Source organism: Streptomyces alboniger (genome assembly GCF_008704395.1).
In the GTDB taxonomy this organism is placed as follows: Bacteria; Actinomycetota; Actinomycetes; order Streptomycetales; family Streptomycetaceae; genus Streptomyces; species Streptomyces alboniger.
In genome coordinates, this window is the sequence record NZ_CP023695.1 from 1,091,258 (window position 1) to 1,104,559 (window position 13,302).

The following is a 13,302-nucleotide window of genomic DNA, read 5'->3' on the forward strand; positions in this document are numbered from 1 at the left end:
GATCGAACACCGCGCAATGTGCTTGCCTGTATCCGCTCGGTCAATCGATCACAGGGGTGGATAATTGCGTCATGGACGCGATCGATCGCAATATTTTGCGCGAGCTTCAGAACGACGGACGGCTGACCAATCAGGAGCTGGCCCAGCGGGTCGGCCTCAGTGCCTCCCCGTGCATGCGGCGCGTGCGCCAGCTGGAGCTGGACGGCGTGATCCAGGGGTACCGCGCGGTCGTCGACCCGGAGGCGCTCGGCCGGGGCTTCGAGGTGCTGGTCTCGATCGAGGTGCGGCGCGACCGCGAGACGGTCGAGGCGTTCGAGGCGGCGCTCCAGGACATCCCGGACGTCATCGAGGCGTATCGCCTCTTCGGGAGCCCCGGCTGCCTGCTGCGCATCGCCGTCGCGGACCTTGCCGCGTACGAGCGTCTGTGGATCGAGCGACTCACCGCGCTCGCGGGTGTCACGGAGGTCAACTCCCAGATCATCATGAAGCGGATCAAGGAGTCCAAGGGCCTGCCGGTGGGCGGCTAGCCCTCCCGGGGGCACCTTCCCCCACTCCTCTTTGGTACAGACCTATTGACGGCTGGTCCGGTCCTTCCTACCGTGACGCTTCGCACCACGCACGTCTCCTCCCCCCTCGCACGCAAGGAGCACAGTGTGATCGGTCGGACGTTACGCCTGCTGGGGACCGCCCTGGCGATGGTCTGTGTCGCACAACTGCCGGCCGCCGCGGCGGCCCCCTCCGCCCGCCCGGCCCCTTCCACCCCCGCCGCCGACACCTGCGCGGTCAAGTCGAAGCCCGCGGGCAAGGTGCTCCAGGGCTACTGGGAGAACTGGGACGGAGCGGCCAACGGCGTCCATCCGCCCTTCGGCTGGACCCCGATCACCGACTCCCGCATCCGCCAGCACGGCTACAACGTGATCAACGCGGCTTTCCCCGTGATCCGCTCCGACGGCACCGTCCTGTGGGAGGACGGGATGGACTCGACGGTCAAGGTCGCGACCCCGGCCGAGATGTGCCAGGCCAAGGCGGACGGCGCCACGATCCTCATGTCCATCGGCGGAGCGACGGCCGGCATCGACCTCAGCTCGAGCCGGGTCGCCGACCGCTTCGTCGAGACGATCGTGCCGATCCTGAAGAAGTACAACTTCGACGGGATCGACATCGACATCGAGACCGGACTCGTGGGCAGCGGCAACATCAACCAGCTCTCCCCCTCCCAGTCCAACCTCGTCCGCATCATCGACGGCGTCCTCGCCCGGATGCCCGCGAACTTCGGCCTGACCATGGCCCCGGAGACGGCGTACGTCACCGGAGGCAGCGTCACGTACGGCTCGATCTGGGGCGCGTATCTGCCGATCGTCAAGAAGTACGCGGACAACGGCCGGCTGTGGTGGCTCAACATGCAGTACTACAACGGCAGCATGTACGGCTGCGCCGGCGACTCCTACCCGGCGGGCACCGTCCAGGGCTTCACGAAACAGACCGACTGCCTCGACAAGGGCCTGGTCATCCAGGGCACCACCATCAAGGTCCCCTACGACAAACAGGTCCCCGGCCTGCCCGCCCAGCCGGGCGCGGGCGGCGGCTACATGTCACCGAGCCTCGTGGCCCAGGCCTGGAACCACTACAACGGCGCCCTGAAGGGCCTGATGACGTGGTCCATCAACTGGGACGGGTCGAAGGGGTGGACGTTCGGGGACAACTTCAAGCGATTGACGTAGGCCTCACGGGCCGGAGCGGGCCGCGGCCTGCCGTCGGTGGTGTGCGGGCCGCGCCCGTGACCGACCGGTGCGCGGCGGCCGCCAGCGCCCGCCGGTCCGTCCCCCACAGCGGCGGATGCGCCGTGATCCGTACGGTGAGATCGCGGGCCGCGGCCACACGGCGCAGTGAGGTGGTGAAGTCCTCGGCTCCGAGGAAGGCCGCCGCCGTGGTGGCTGCGCCGCCCTCGCGGTAGGCGACCGTCACCGGGCGCACCGGAGCGCCCGCGTCGGCCGCAGCCTGGAACGCGGCCCGGCGGAAGCGCCCGGCCGCAGCGGAGCACCACGTCGTCGCCTGGGGGAAGACGGCGATCGACGTGCCGGCGCGCAACCCGCACGCCAACTGCGCTACGACCGCGGGGAGTTCGCGCGGGCTTCCGCCCCTGTCGATGAATCGAGTGCCCGCGCGCCGGGCCAGCGCGCCGATCACCGGCCACTGGCCCACCTCGCGTTTGGCGAGGACGCACACCGGCTCGACGGCGAGCAGCGCGACGACATCGAGCCAGGAGATGTGGTTGGCCACGACGAGGGTGCCCGCGCCGCCGCCATCCGCACCCAGCCGCACGGCGGACCCCGCCTCCAGCCGCACCCCGAGCGCGTCGAGCACCGCACGCGCCTCGCTCCGCAGGATCCGGGGTGCGGCGAGCCGGTCGCCCCGCGCGGCGGCCCGGGTCAGCACGTACGTCAACGCGGCGTACCGTCGCGCCAGTTCACCCGGCGGTACGCGCCCCACCGGGTCGGCTGCGCAGCTCGCCGGGCAGCCGGGGTCCAGCGCCCAGGGGCTCACCGCGCCTCCTCGCCCAGGAAGAAGCGGCGGTGCCGCGCGCTGAGCCGTTCCATGTCGAGCAGTACGAAGAAGTCGGCGACGTCGAACTCCGGGTCGTGCGCCGGGGCCCCGCACATCCACGCGCCGAGCCGGAGGTAGCCGCGCAGCAAGGGCGGCAGGTCGGGGTAGGCGGGGCGCTCCGGGGCGGGTCCCGTCGGCGTCCAGGGGCGCCGGGGGTGCACGCGCAGTTCGGGCGGCGCCGCGTGCTTGGCGGTGCCGAGCAGCCAGGCGCTGGACGCGGCCCGCCCGCCGTCGGCCAGCGGCACGGAGGCGCAGCCCGCCAGGTGGCGGTGGCCGGAGAGCAGGACGTAACGGGCGAGCGCGGACCACATGAGGTTGATGACGGCACCCGAGCGGTGATCGGGGTGCACGCAGGAGCGGCCCGCCTCGACGGTGGAGGAGCGCAGGCCGTCGAGGGCGCGCAGATCGAACTCCCGGTCGGAGTAGGACCGTTCGGTCCGGCCCGGCGGCAGCAGCCGGTAGGTGCCGACGACGTCGCCGGTCGCGGTGTCGGTGACGATGAGGTGGTCGGCGAGGTCGTCGTAGTCGTCGACGTCGTGCCCGGGCAGGGGCGTGTCGAGCGCCGCGCCCAGTTCCTCGCCGAACACGTGGTGGCGCAGCCGCTGGGCGGCCCTGATCTGTTCGGTGGTGTCCGCGATGGAGGTGACGTACGAACTGGTGACCGTCGAAACGAGTGATGTCGAGGGCATGACACTTCCGTTCTCGGTTCGGTGGGGACGTGCAAGCGCGGATGCGCGCCACCCGCGAGCCCCTACTCGCGAGCGGCACGTTCAGCACGGTGGCGGCCCAGCCTGAACTTCGCACTTCGGACGCGCGTCCGCGGAACGTCCGGCGCACGTCGGGAACACGTTCCTGAGGGCGCCGGCGGGCCCGTCACGGTGACCGTACGGCCGTAGCCGGGCCGGGCGGCGGGCCGGGCGGCGGTCACCGGTTCCGCGACCCTTCTCGGCCGCCCGGCGCGGGGCCCCATTGACCGGCCCCCGGCCAACGCCGTACAAACGCCGCATGCCACCTCCCCTCCCCCTCGCCGGTATCACCGTCGTCAGCCTTGAGCAGGCCGTCGCCGCGCCCTTCGCCACCCGGCAGCTCGCCGATCTGGGGGCCCGCGTCATCAAGGTCGAGCGGCCCGGCGGCGGTGACTTCGCGCGGCGGTACGACACCACCGTGCACGGGCAGGCCAGCTATTTCGTCTGGCTCAACCGCTCCAAGGAGTCCCTCACCCTCGACCTCAAGTCGGAGCGCGGCAGGGAGATCCTGGACGAGCTGCTCGCGGGGGCGGACGTCTTCGTGCAGAACCTGGCCCCGGGCGCAGCCGTCCGCATGGGTCTTGGCGCGGACGAGCTCCAGGCCCGCCACCCCTCCCTCATTCCCTGCACCATCAGCGGCTACGGCACGGACGGGCCCTGGGCCGACCGCAAGGCGTACGACCTGCTCGTGCAGTGCCAGACAGGACTCCTCCAGCTCACCGGCACCCCCGACGAGGCGGTGCGCGTCGGCATCTCGGTGGCCGACATCGCGGGCGGGATGTACGCGTACAGCGGCGTCCTGTCGGCCCTGTTCACACGGGCGACGACCGGCCGCGCACCGGCCGTCGAGGTCTCCCTCTTCGACGCGCTCGCCGAGTGGATGAGCCAGCCCGCCTACTACACGCGGTACGGCGGCACCCAGCCGCCCCGCGTCGGCGCCCGGCACGCGACGGTCGCCCCCTACGGCCCGTTCACCGCGTCCGACGGCAAGGACGTGCTGCTGTCCGTGCAGAACGAGCGCGAATGGGTGGCGCTGTGCACGGAGTTCCTCGGCCGTCCCGAGCTGGCGGCCGACCCGCGGTTCGCCACCGGGTCCGACCGCGTGGCGCACCGTGAGGCCCTCGACGCGATCATCTCCGTACGCTTCGCAGAACTCGGCAGCGAGGAGGCGATGAAGCTGCTCGACCGGGCCGGCATCGCCAACGCGGGCGTCAATTCGGTCCATGAGTTCCTCAACCACCCCGTGCTGACCGAGCGCGGGCGCTGGCAGGAGGTGAAGGTGCCGGGAGCGCCGACTCCCGTGGAGGCGCTGCTGCCGCCCGCCGCTCTCTCCGGGGTCGCGCCGCGCATGGACCCGGTCCCCGCAGCGGGCGAGCACACCGAGGCGATCCTCGCCGAGCTGGGGCGCGACCCCGACGCCATCGCGCGGCTGCTCGCGGAGGGGGTCTGCCGGTGAGCGCCCTCGACAGTCTCTCCCCTGACGAGCAGTTGGTCATCAAGACCGTGCGGGACTTCGTCGAACGCCACGTCAGGCCCGTAGCAAGGGAGTTGGAGCGCGCCGACGCCCATCCCGAGGCGCTCATCGAGACGATGAAGGAACTCGGCGTCTTCGGGCTCGCCGTGCCGGAGGAGTTCGGCGGCACCGCCGTCTCCACCCCCTGCTACGTCCTGGTCACCGAGGAGCTGGCGCGCGGCTGGATGAGCCTGGCGGGCGCGATGGGCGGGCACTCGGTGGTCGCGAAGCTGCTCCAGCACTTCGGCACCGACGCGCAGAAACGCCGCTGGCTCCCCCGCATGGCCACCGGCGAGGTCCGCGCCACGATGGCGCTGACCGAACCGGGCGGCGGCTCCGACCTCCAGGCGCTGCGCACGATCGCCCGCCGCGACGAGGACGGCGGCGGCTACGTGGTCGACGGAGCGAAGACCTGGATCACCAACGCCCGCCGCTCCCAGCTGATCGCGCTGCTCTGCAAGACCGACCCGGACGCCGAACCCCGCCACCGCGGCATCTCCGTCCTGCTCGTCGAGCACGGCCCCGGCCTGACCGTCTCGCGCGATCTGCCCAAGCTCGGCTACAAGGGCGTGGAGAGCTGTGAGCTGTCCTTCTTCGGCTACCGCGCCCCGGCCGAGGCGCTGCTCGGCGGTGTCGAGGGCAGGGGGTTCGGGCAGATGATGAAGGGCCTGGAGACGGGGCGGCTCCAGGTCGCGGCCCGCGCGCTCGGCGTGGGGCGGGCCGCCTTCGAGGACGCGCTGCGCTACGCCCAGCAGCGCGAGTCGTTCGGCGTACCGATCTGGCAGCACCAGTCCATCGGCAACTACCTGGCGGACATGGCGACTTCGCTCTCCGCGGCCCGGCAGCTCACCCTGCACGCGGCCCGGGAGGCCGACGCGGGCCGGCGCGTCGACATGGAGGCGGGGATGGCCAAGCTCTTCGCGTCGGAGGCGGCCATGCGGATCACCCTGGACGCGGTCCGCATCCACGGCGGCCACGGCTACTCCACGGAGTTCGACGCCGAACGCTACTTCCGTGACGCGCCGTTGATGATCGTCGGCGAGGGCACGAACGAGATCCAGCGCAATGTGATCGCGCGTCAACTCGTCGCGCGCGGCGGGCTGGACGCCTGAGCCATCCCTCAGGCGGCGGTGCCGAGCCCCTCGATGACCACCGCGTTCGGCAGCCCGGCGAAGACCTTGCCGGGCACGATGAGCTTGCCGCGGCGGCTTCCGCTGCCCACGAGGACGTACGGCAGATCGGCGACGACGGCGTCGACGAGCAGCGGCCACGCGGCGGGCAGCCCGATCGGCGTGATGCCGCCGTACTCCATGCCGGTCTCGCCCGTGGCCGTCTCCATCGGAGCGAACGACGCCTTGCGGGCGCCGAGTTGGCGCCGCACTACGCCGTTCACGTCCACTCGCGTCCCGGACGGCACGACGCACGCGGCGAGCGTGGTCTCCCCACCGCGCTTGCCCGCGACGACGACGCAGTTCGCGGACTGATCGAGCAGTTCGGGGCCGTAGTGCTCAAGGAAGGTCGCGGTGTCGGCCCACCGCGGGTCGCTGTCGACATGGATCAACTCGTCGGCGGGGACGGGCCCGTTCCAGCCTCGTACGGCTTCCGCGACGGGCGCGACCAGCAGGTCGAGGACTTCGGGGGCGGGGTGGACGACGTCGAAACCACCAAGAGGAGCACGCATGGCGGCACGCTAACAGCCGTCGATCGGTCGGGCCGGCGGCGGTCAGTAGGCGGACGCGTGGGCGGGCGGCACCGAGACCGACATCGTCATCTCGACGGGCTCGGCACCCTTGTTGTGGTAGCCGTGCGGCACGTTGGCCTCGAAGGTGGCGCCCGTTCCCGCCGTGACGAGGTGCTCGGCGCCGTCCACGACGAGCGTCAGTTCACCCCGCGACACGTGCAGCAGCTCGACGGTGCCCGGCGGATGTCCGTCGGAGTCGCTGCCCTCGCCCGGCATCAGATGCCAGGACCACAGCTCGAAGGGGCCGCGCGCCTCGGCTCCGACCAGGAGCGTGGTGCTGCTGCCCGCCTCCGTCGACCACATGCGCACCGCCTGCTCCGCCGGCACGAGCCGGACGTGGGAGCCCTGTTCGTAGTCGAGCAGCGTGGTGATGCTGACGCCCAGCGCGTCCGCGAGCTTCACCGTGATGCCGACGCTGGGGTTGGTCCTGGCCTGCTCGATCTGAATGATCATGCCGCGGCTCACGCCCGCGCGGGCCGCCAGGGCGTCGAGGGTGAAGCCCCTTTCATTGCGCCAGCGCTTGAGGTTGCGTGCGAGCGACTGGGTCAGCTGGTCGAGGTCCGACACATTCCGTCCACTGTGTTGGCCGTCCAATATTTTGGATGACAGAGTTCACGATAGTGCACTACGGTGTGGTGCACCTGATGCTTCCCGATGGTTCAACACACTGTACTGCGAGGCCCCTCCATGACCGTACTGTTCGCCTTGGCCACCAGCCTTCTGTGGGGCCTCGCCGACTTCGGCGGCGGACTGCTGACCCGGCGCGTCCCCGCCCTCACGGTGGTCATGGCCTCGCAGACGATCGCCGTGGTCGTGCTCGGCGTGATCGTGGCGGCGACCGGCGGCTGGACGGAGTGGGGACCGCAGCTGTGGTTCGCGGTGGGCGCGGGCCTGGTCGGCCCGGTCGCGATGCTCGCGTTCTACAAGGCTCTCGCCCTCGGCCCGATGGGCGTCGTCTCGCCGCTCGGCTCGCTGGGCGTCGCCGTGCCCGTCGGCGTCGGGCTGCTGCTCGGTGAGCGGCCCGGGGTGGCGCAGTTCGCGGGCATCGCCGTGGCGGTGGCGGGCATCGTGCTCGCGGGCGGCCCCGAGCTGCGCGGCGCGCCCGTCCAGCGGCAGGCCGTCCTGCTCACGCTGGTCGCGGCCTTCGGCTTCGGCGGCGTCATGGCGCTGATCGCCGAGGCCTCCAGCAGCCTGACCGGCCTGTTCCTCGCCCTCTTCGTGCAGCGCGTGACGAATGTGATGGCGGGCGGTACCGCGCTGTACGTCTCGGTGAGGCGCGGCGGCAGGGCGCTGCCCGAGGGCTCCGGAGTGGGCGTCCTGTGGGCGCTGGTCCCCGCCCTCGCCTTCGTGGGCCTGGCGGACGTGGCGGCCAACGGCACGTACTCGGTGGCGGCCCAGAACGGCCCGGTCACGGTCGCCGCGGTGCTCTCCTCCGTCTACCCGGTGGTCACGGCCCTCGCCGCCATGGCGGTACTCAAGGAACGGCTGCGCGGAATCCAGGCCGCGGGCGCGGGCCTGGCCCTGGTCGGCACGGTCCTCCTGGCAAGCTGAATCCCCTGGGCCCGCGCGGCGGAGCGCCCGGCTCAGCCCTCCCTCAGCTCGCCCAGCTCGCCCAACTCCCCGAGGGCGATCAACTGTTCCGGCGTGATCCCGTCAGGAATCGGCACCGGCGCGGGCGTCCGCAGGGGCGGCTGCCACCCCAGATCGGCGTCCCACGTACGCACGACCCGCGCCGGCGCCCCCGCCACCACCGCGTGATCGGGCACCTCGCCGCGCACGACCGCCCCCGCGGCGACCACGACGTTCCGCCCGATCCGGGCCCCCGGCAGGATGACCGCGCCCGTCCCCACCCAGCACCCCGGGCCGATCTCCACCGGATCCATCCGGGGCCACTGCTTGCCGATGGGCGTGTGCGGATCGTCGTACGAGTGGTTGGTGGACGTCACGTACACATAGGGGCCGAAGTAGCAGTCGTCGCCGATGGTGACCGTGGTGTCCGCGATGACGTGGCTGCCGCGGCCGAGTACGACGCCGTTGCCGATGCTCAGTATCGGCTCGGGACCGAGGTCGAGGTCCGGCATCATCCCGGCGGTCAGCGTGACGTGCTCGCCGACGACGCAGTGGTCGCCGAGCCGGATCCACGGCTCCCCGAAGACCGTGCCCTGCGGGAAGGCGAGCTTCGTGCCCTCGCCGATCGCGGCGAAGCGCAGCCGTCCGGGGTGCGCGGCGGTCACCGCGCCCGTGCGCTGCACCCACGCCCAGCCCGCGTGGACCGCGCGCTGCGCGAGGCGGCGCTGCGCGGCGGCAAAGGACGAGAACGTGTTCCTGTTCTTGGGCACGCGCTCACGTTACTCAGTGCCACCGGACCCCGCAGGCCCACGGCCTGTGATCTTCACCCCACACGGCCGCGTCCCGTACGGTGCCGTCAGCAACGACGCATAGGGACGTACCGAAGAGGGAGCGAGTCGATGGGCCACGAGGCACTCATCACCGGCATCGGCGGCAAGGACCCGAAGATCGACCAGGACGCCTTCACCGCGCCGACATCGGTCGTGCTCGGCGAGGTGACGCTGCACGCGGGGGCGAGCGCCTGGTACGGCGCGGTGCTGCGCGCCGACTGCGGGCCCATCGTCGTGGGCGCCGACAGCAACATCCAGGACAACTGCACCCTCCACGTCGACCCCGGCTTCCCCATCACCATCGGCGAGCGCGTCTCGGTGGGGCACAACGCCGTGCTGCACGGCTGCACCGTCGAGGACGACTGCCTGATCGGGATGGGCGCGACGGTCCTCAACGGCGCGGTGATCGGCGCCGGTTCGCTGGTCGCCGCGCAGGCCCTGGTGCCGCAGGGCATGCGGGTGCCCCCGGGCTCACTGGTCGCGGGCGTGCCCGCCAAGGTGCGCAGGCCGCTCACCGACGAGGAGCGCGAGGGCATCTCCTACAACGGAACGATGTACGTCGAGCTGGCCAGGGCCCACCGCGAGGCGCACACCACCGAGTGACTCGGTCGCTGGGTGACTCAGTCGCCGAATGACTCAGTCACCGACGGAGACGGGCTCCCGCTCGGGCACCGCCGTCCCGGCGGCCTCCGCCTCGGCCGCCGCCTTCTTCGCCCTGCGCTTGACGAACAGCATCGAGCCGACGCCGATCAGGACGGCGATGGCGAGGCCCAGGTAGGAGAAGCGCTTCAGCCAGTCCTCGGCGACCACGCCGATGTAGTAGATGACGGCGGTGGTGCCGCCGGCCCAGACGATGCCGCCGAGGACGTTGGCGACGAGGAACTTCCAGTACGGCATGCGCAGCACGCCCGCGAGCGGGCCCGCGAAGATGCGGAGCAGGGCGACGAAGCGGCCGAAGAAGACCGCCCACATGCCCCACTTCTGGAAGGACCGCTCGCAGGTCGCGACGTTGGCCGCGCTGAAGTGCTTGGGGAACTTCCGCTCCAGCCAGGCCAGCAGCGGCCGACCGCCCTTGCGCCCGATGGCGTACCCGATGGAGTCGCCGATGATGGCGCCCGCTGTGGCGCACACGCCCAGGATCACCGGGTCGATGTCACCGTGCTGGGAGGAGAGGAGGGCCGCGGAGACCAGGACGATCTCACCGGGCAGCGGAATGCCCAGGCTCTCCAGACCGATGACGATTCCCACCAGCGCGTAGATGCTGACGGCTGGCACCTGCTCCAGCCACTCCTGGACGTGCAACGCCGGTTCCTCCCGTAGTCCAAGTACCTGCCCGGCGTACGCGCCACACGGCCGCGCACGCCGGGCAGCCTACCCGTCCGGGATCACCGGGGGCGGCTCGGGCGGGGCGCCGCCGTCAGCTCGGGTCGTTGGGCCGCAGGGTCCACAGGACCGTCATCTCGCCGGTCACCGCGCCGTCCGCGCGCTGGATCTCGATCGCGACCGGGAACTCCGGGCGCTGTCCCGCGTCGAGCTCGGCGACCACGTCGGCGGCGGGGCGGCCGAGAGTGGCCGTGGCCGTCACGGGGCCCATGGCCAGCTTCTTGTACGCGATCTCGGCACTGACGGCGAGCGGCACGGCGCGGGAGAGCTGCGCGCCGAACGCGGCGAGGACGATGGCCCCGCTCGCGGACTCGCCCAGCGTGAACATGGCGCCGGCGTGCGGGCCGCCGACGTGGTTGTGGTAGTCGCTCTGGTCCGGCAGGGCCACCACGGCCTTGTCCGGCGTGGTCTCCCGGAACTCGAGGTTCAGGGTCCTGGCCATCGGCACCGTGGCGGCGAGCATCTCGCCGATCGACATCTGGTCTGCGCTCATGGCCGCGATGTTACCCATGGGTAGCCTCGCTTGACCAGGGCCCTCCATCCCGGTGGTCCCCGGGATCGCCGGGGATCACCGTCACCTATCGTTGACGCCCATGTGGCATGGACAGCAGCCGCCCGGGGGCGAACAGAACCCGCGGGTCCAGGAAGAGAACCCGTACCGGCGGCCCGGGTACCAACAGCCCAACCCCTATCAGCAGCAAGCCCCTTGGGACGCTCCGACCATGCCCGGCGACCCGCGGGGCGCGGCGCCCGAGCCCCCGCCGGGCAACGGCAGGCGGACCAAGGTGATCGCCCTGTCCGCGGCCGCGGCCGTCGTCGTGGCCGCCGGCGTCACCGGGTTCCTGCTGCTCGGCGGCGACCAGGACGACACCGCGAAGCCGGACCCGACGCGGTCCGCCGCCTCCGCGAGCCCGTCCGGCTCCGCCGACAACCCCCGCGCCGGGGGCGGCGACCCCGAACCGACCGTGCCCGGCTGGAAGGTCGTGGTGAACCCGCGGCGCGGCATCGCGTTCGACGTGCCTCCCGAGTGGTCCCTGGGCGCCAGGGACTGGGCCGGCGGGATCGTGGAGGAGAAGGACGCCGACGACGAATCGGCCCCGCTCATCGCCGCCTTCGCCGCTCCCGCCTACTTCAAGGAGAAGTGGTGCGCGAGCGACGACGACAGGGACGGCGTCAAGGACCACACCGCGCTGGCGGCCGCGGGCACCCGGGGCAACAGGGGCGTCAGGAGCACCGAGGAAGCCGCGCGGCACGACGCCACCATGTGGGTCTACGGCGCGTACACGCAGCCCGACAAGAAGAAGGTCACGACCGGCGCCGTGGAGTCGTACACCACGAAGTCGGGTCTCAGCGGCAGTCTGGTGAGCGCCAGTTCGGCGGGCGTCGAGAAGCAGGACACGTGCGACTCCGACGGCAAGGCCACGGTGTTCGCCTTCAAGGGCTCGGGCGGGGAGTTCGCCTCCTGGTCCTTCCACGGTGCCAAGGGGGTCGCGGGCGAGCTTCCCGACGCGACCGTGAAGAAGATCCTCTCGACCGTGCGCGAGTACGAGATGCCCGAGGACTGAGCGGCGCCGATGCCCTCCGGGGCGACCCGACGGAATCCTGACGCTTTTCCCCGCTATCTCCGTACGTACCGCCCGCGCTCCGCGCCCGCGTTCCCCCGTCGGCGGACGCCCGACGGGGACGCCCGTGGCAACCGACGCCCCGGCACCTCTATGGTTACTGGCCATGTGGCCAGAACAGCAGCCGCCCGGGGGCGAGCAGAACCCGCAGGACCAGAATCCGAACCCGTACCAGCAGCCGGGGTACCAGGCGCCGAACCCCTATCAGCAGCCGGGGTACCAGCAGCAGCCCATGGGGGGTTACCCGCAGCAACCGCCGGCCGGTGGCTACCAGCAGCACCAGCCGGGCGCGTTCTCGCAGCCCGAGCAGCCGCAGTGGGCCGCTCCGACGCCGCCGCCCGGGATTCCGCAGCAGAGCGCCGGCGGCCAGGGTGGCGGTGGCCTGGGCGGTGGCGGCAACAAGACGAAGATCACGGCCATCGTCGCCTCGCTGGCCGTGGTGGTGGCGGCCGGCGTCACCGGCTTCCTCGTCCTCGGCGGTGACAAGGACGAGAAGGACGACAAGGCGGGCCCGGCGAAGCCCTCGAAGTCCGTCACCGAGAAGCCGAGCCCGACGGCCACCGATGGTGGCAACGAGCGCGGTGAGGGCGGCGAGGACAAGCCGACGGTCCCCGGCTGGCAGGTCGTGGTGAACCCCAAGTGGGGCACCGCCTTCGACGTCCCGGCGGACTGGGAGGTCAAGACGCCGGGCACGTTCATCGGTTTCGACGACCGCAAGGACAACGGCACCAAGGCGATCATCGGCATGTCCGCGCCCGCGTACTACAAAGAGAAGTGGTGCACGTCCGACAGCGACGACGACGGCAAGCCCGACGACACCTCGCTCGCCGCGGTCGGCACCAAGGGCCAGAACGGCGCCAAGAACACCAAGGACGTCGCGCGCAACGACTCGGCCTGGTGGGTCTTCGGCGGCTACACCGAGCAGACCAAGGCCGACAAGAAGAAGATCAAGATCGGCAAGGTGGAGGAGTACACCACCAAGTCGGGCGTCAAGGGCAGCGTCGCCACCTCGACGACGTCCGGCGCGGCCACCTCCGCCAAGTGCGACTCCGAGGGCAAGGCCACCACGTTCGCCTTCAAGAACGAGGCCGGCGAGTACGTGGCCTGGACCCTCTACTCCGCCAAGGGCGTCAAGGACGAGGTCTCCGACGCCACGGTCAAGAAGATCCTCGCCACCGTGCGATGGAGCGAGGCGGCTTCCGAGGAGTCCTGAGCGGGGCACGTTCTGAGTCACTGCACGTTCTGAATCACTGCGCGTTCCGAGTCATCGCAGAAACGGTTTGGCAAGTTGGCC

General features: G+C 71.5%; 15 protein-coding genes. 8 read left to right on the plus strand and 7 right to left on the minus strand.

The features are described from left to right. The first annotated feature begins 71 nt into the window (after positions 1 to 71). Together CP975_RS04575 and CP975_RS04580 are read left to right on the plus strand one after the other, a co-directional pair. Entirely contained in the window at positions 72 to 527 is a 456-nt protein-coding gene (locus tag CP975_RS04575; protein WP_055534955.1) for an Lrp/AsnC family transcriptional regulator, read from the plus strand. A 126-nt stretch (positions 528 to 653) separates the two neighbouring features. Next, positions 654 to 1,721 (plus strand): chitinase, encoded by a 1,068-nt coding sequence (locus tag CP975_RS04580; protein WP_150476599.1) that lies wholly within the window; start codon positions 654 to 656, stop codon positions 1,719 to 1,721. On the opposite strand, the gene CP975_RS04585 is transcribed toward CP975_RS04580, so the two are convergent. Further along, the gene (locus tag CP975_RS04585) at positions 1,705 to 2,544 is read right to left on the minus strand and encodes a lysophospholipid acyltransferase family protein (RefSeq protein WP_208835538.1); all 840 of its coding nucleotides are present in this window, start codon (positions 2,542 to 2,544) and stop codon (positions 1,705 to 1,707) included. The two genes, CP975_RS04580 and CP975_RS04585, sit on opposite strands and share 17 nt — an antisense overlap. Next, a complete protein-coding gene (locus CP975_RS04590; protein ID WP_150476600.1) occupies positions 2,541 to 3,293 on the minus strand; it encodes a GNAT family N-acetyltransferase in 753 nt (250 codons plus the stop codon). The genes CP975_RS04585 and CP975_RS04590 overlap by 4 nt, the downstream gene beginning before the upstream one ends. Before the next feature lie 316 nt (positions 3,294 to 3,609). Here CP975_RS04590 and CP975_RS04595 point away from each other — a divergent pair, with 316 nt between their 5' ends. Next, complete coding sequence (locus tag CP975_RS04595) at positions 3,610 to 4,806, plus strand: CaiB/BaiF CoA transferase family protein (RefSeq protein ID WP_055532244.1); 1,197 nt, start codon at positions 3,610 to 3,612, stop codon at positions 4,804 to 4,806. After that, entirely contained in the window at positions 4,803 to 5,975 is a 1,173-nt protein-coding gene (locus CP975_RS04600; RefSeq protein ID WP_055532246.1) for an acyl-CoA dehydrogenase family protein, read from the plus strand. Before CP975_RS04595 ends, CP975_RS04600 begins: the two co-directional genes overlap by 4 nt. 8 nt (positions 5,976 to 5,983) lie before the next feature. Here CP975_RS04600 and CP975_RS04605 read toward each other — a convergent pair whose 3' ends face one another. Beyond that, on the minus strand, positions 5,984 to 6,544 hold the full coding sequence (locus CP975_RS04605; protein ID WP_055532248.1) for a YbaK/EbsC family protein: 561 nt from the start codon (positions 6,542 to 6,544) through the stop codon (positions 5,984 to 5,986). Positions 6,545 to 6,586: 42 nt separating this feature from the next. Then, positions 6,587 to 7,171, minus strand: a complete 585-nt coding sequence (locus CP975_RS04610; protein WP_055532257.1) for a helix-turn-helix domain-containing protein — start codon at positions 7,169 to 7,171, stop codon at positions 6,587 to 6,589. 120 nt (positions 7,172 to 7,291) lie between these two features. Between CP975_RS04610 and CP975_RS04615 the strand changes: the two genes are divergently transcribed. Continuing rightward, complete coding sequence (locus CP975_RS04615) at positions 7,292 to 8,155, plus strand: DMT family transporter (protein ID WP_055532260.1); 864 nt, start codon at positions 7,292 to 7,294, stop codon at positions 8,153 to 8,155. A 32-nt stretch (positions 8,156 to 8,187) separates the two neighbouring features. On the opposite strand, the gene CP975_RS04620 is transcribed toward CP975_RS04615, so the two are convergent. Then, positions 8,188 to 8,943: an acyltransferase gene (locus CP975_RS04620; RefSeq protein WP_055532262.1), complete on the minus strand. Its 756-nt coding sequence runs from the start codon at positions 8,941 to 8,943 to the stop codon at positions 8,188 to 8,190. A gap of 129 nt (positions 8,944 to 9,072) precedes the next feature. Between CP975_RS04620 and CP975_RS04625 the strand changes: the two genes are divergently transcribed. Then, positions 9,073 to 9,606: a gamma carbonic anhydrase family protein gene (locus tag CP975_RS04625; protein WP_055532264.1), complete on the plus strand. Its 534-nt coding sequence runs from the start codon at positions 9,073 to 9,075 to the stop codon at positions 9,604 to 9,606. A 33-nt stretch (positions 9,607 to 9,639) separates the two neighbouring features. On the opposite strand, the gene CP975_RS04630 is transcribed toward CP975_RS04625, so the two are convergent. Together CP975_RS04630 and CP975_RS04635 are read right to left on the minus strand one after the other, a co-directional pair. After that, entirely contained in the window at positions 9,640 to 10,305 is a 666-nt protein-coding gene (locus tag CP975_RS04630; RefSeq protein WP_055532266.1) for a DedA family protein, read from the minus strand. A 115-nt stretch (positions 10,306 to 10,420) separates the two neighbouring features. Beyond that, positions 10,421 to 10,879, minus strand: a complete 459-nt coding sequence (locus tag CP975_RS04635) for a DUF4442 domain-containing protein (protein ID WP_199783072.1) — start codon at positions 10,877 to 10,879, stop codon at positions 10,421 to 10,423. 100 nt (positions 10,880 to 10,979) lie between these two features. On the opposite strand from CP975_RS04635, the gene CP975_RS04640 reads away from it, so the two are divergent. After that, entirely contained in the window at positions 10,980 to 11,951 is a 972-nt protein-coding gene (locus CP975_RS04640) for a DUF8017 domain-containing protein (protein ID WP_055532273.1), read from the plus strand. A 163-nt stretch (positions 11,952 to 12,114) separates the two neighbouring features. After that, positions 12,115 to 13,221: a DUF8017 domain-containing protein gene (locus CP975_RS04645; RefSeq protein WP_055532275.1), complete on the plus strand. Its 1,107-nt coding sequence runs from the start codon at positions 12,115 to 12,117 to the stop codon at positions 13,219 to 13,221. The last annotated feature ends 81 nt before the right edge of the window (positions 13,222 to 13,302 follow it).

Bases quoted from the DNA above. Each gene is read 5' to 3' on its own strand.
- CP975_RS04575 (WP_055534955.1), top strand. From the start codon at position 72: ATGGACGCGATCGATCGCAATATTTTGCGCGAGCTTCAGAACGACGGA.
- CP975_RS04590 (WP_150476600.1), bottom strand. From the start codon at position 3,293: ATGCCCTCGACATCACTCGTTTCGACGGTCACCAGTTCGTACGTCACC.
- CP975_RS04595 (WP_055532244.1), top strand. From the start codon at position 3,610: ATGCCACCTCCCCTCCCCCTCGCCGGTATCACCGTCGTCAGCCTTGAG.
- CP975_RS04605 (WP_055532248.1), bottom strand. From the start codon at position 6,544: ATGCGTGCTCCTCTTGGTGGTTTCGACGTCGTCCACCCCGCCCCCGAA.
- CP975_RS04615 (WP_055532260.1), top strand. From the start codon at position 7,292: ATGACCGTACTGTTCGCCTTGGCCACCAGCCTTCTGTGGGGCCTCGCC.
- CP975_RS04625 (WP_055532264.1), top strand. From the start codon at position 9,073: ATGGGCCACGAGGCACTCATCACCGGCATCGGCGGCAAGGACCCGAAG.
- CP975_RS04635 (WP_199783072.1), bottom strand. From the start codon at position 10,879: ATGAGCGCAGACCAGATGTCGATCGGCGAGATGCTCGCCGCCACGGTG.
- CP975_RS04640 (WP_055532273.1), top strand. From the start codon at position 10,980: ATGTGGCATGGACAGCAGCCGCCCGGGGGCGAACAGAACCCGCGGGTC.
- CP975_RS04645 (WP_055532275.1), top strand. From the start codon at position 12,115: ATGTGGCCAGAACAGCAGCCGCCCGGGGGCGAGCAGAACCCGCAGGAC.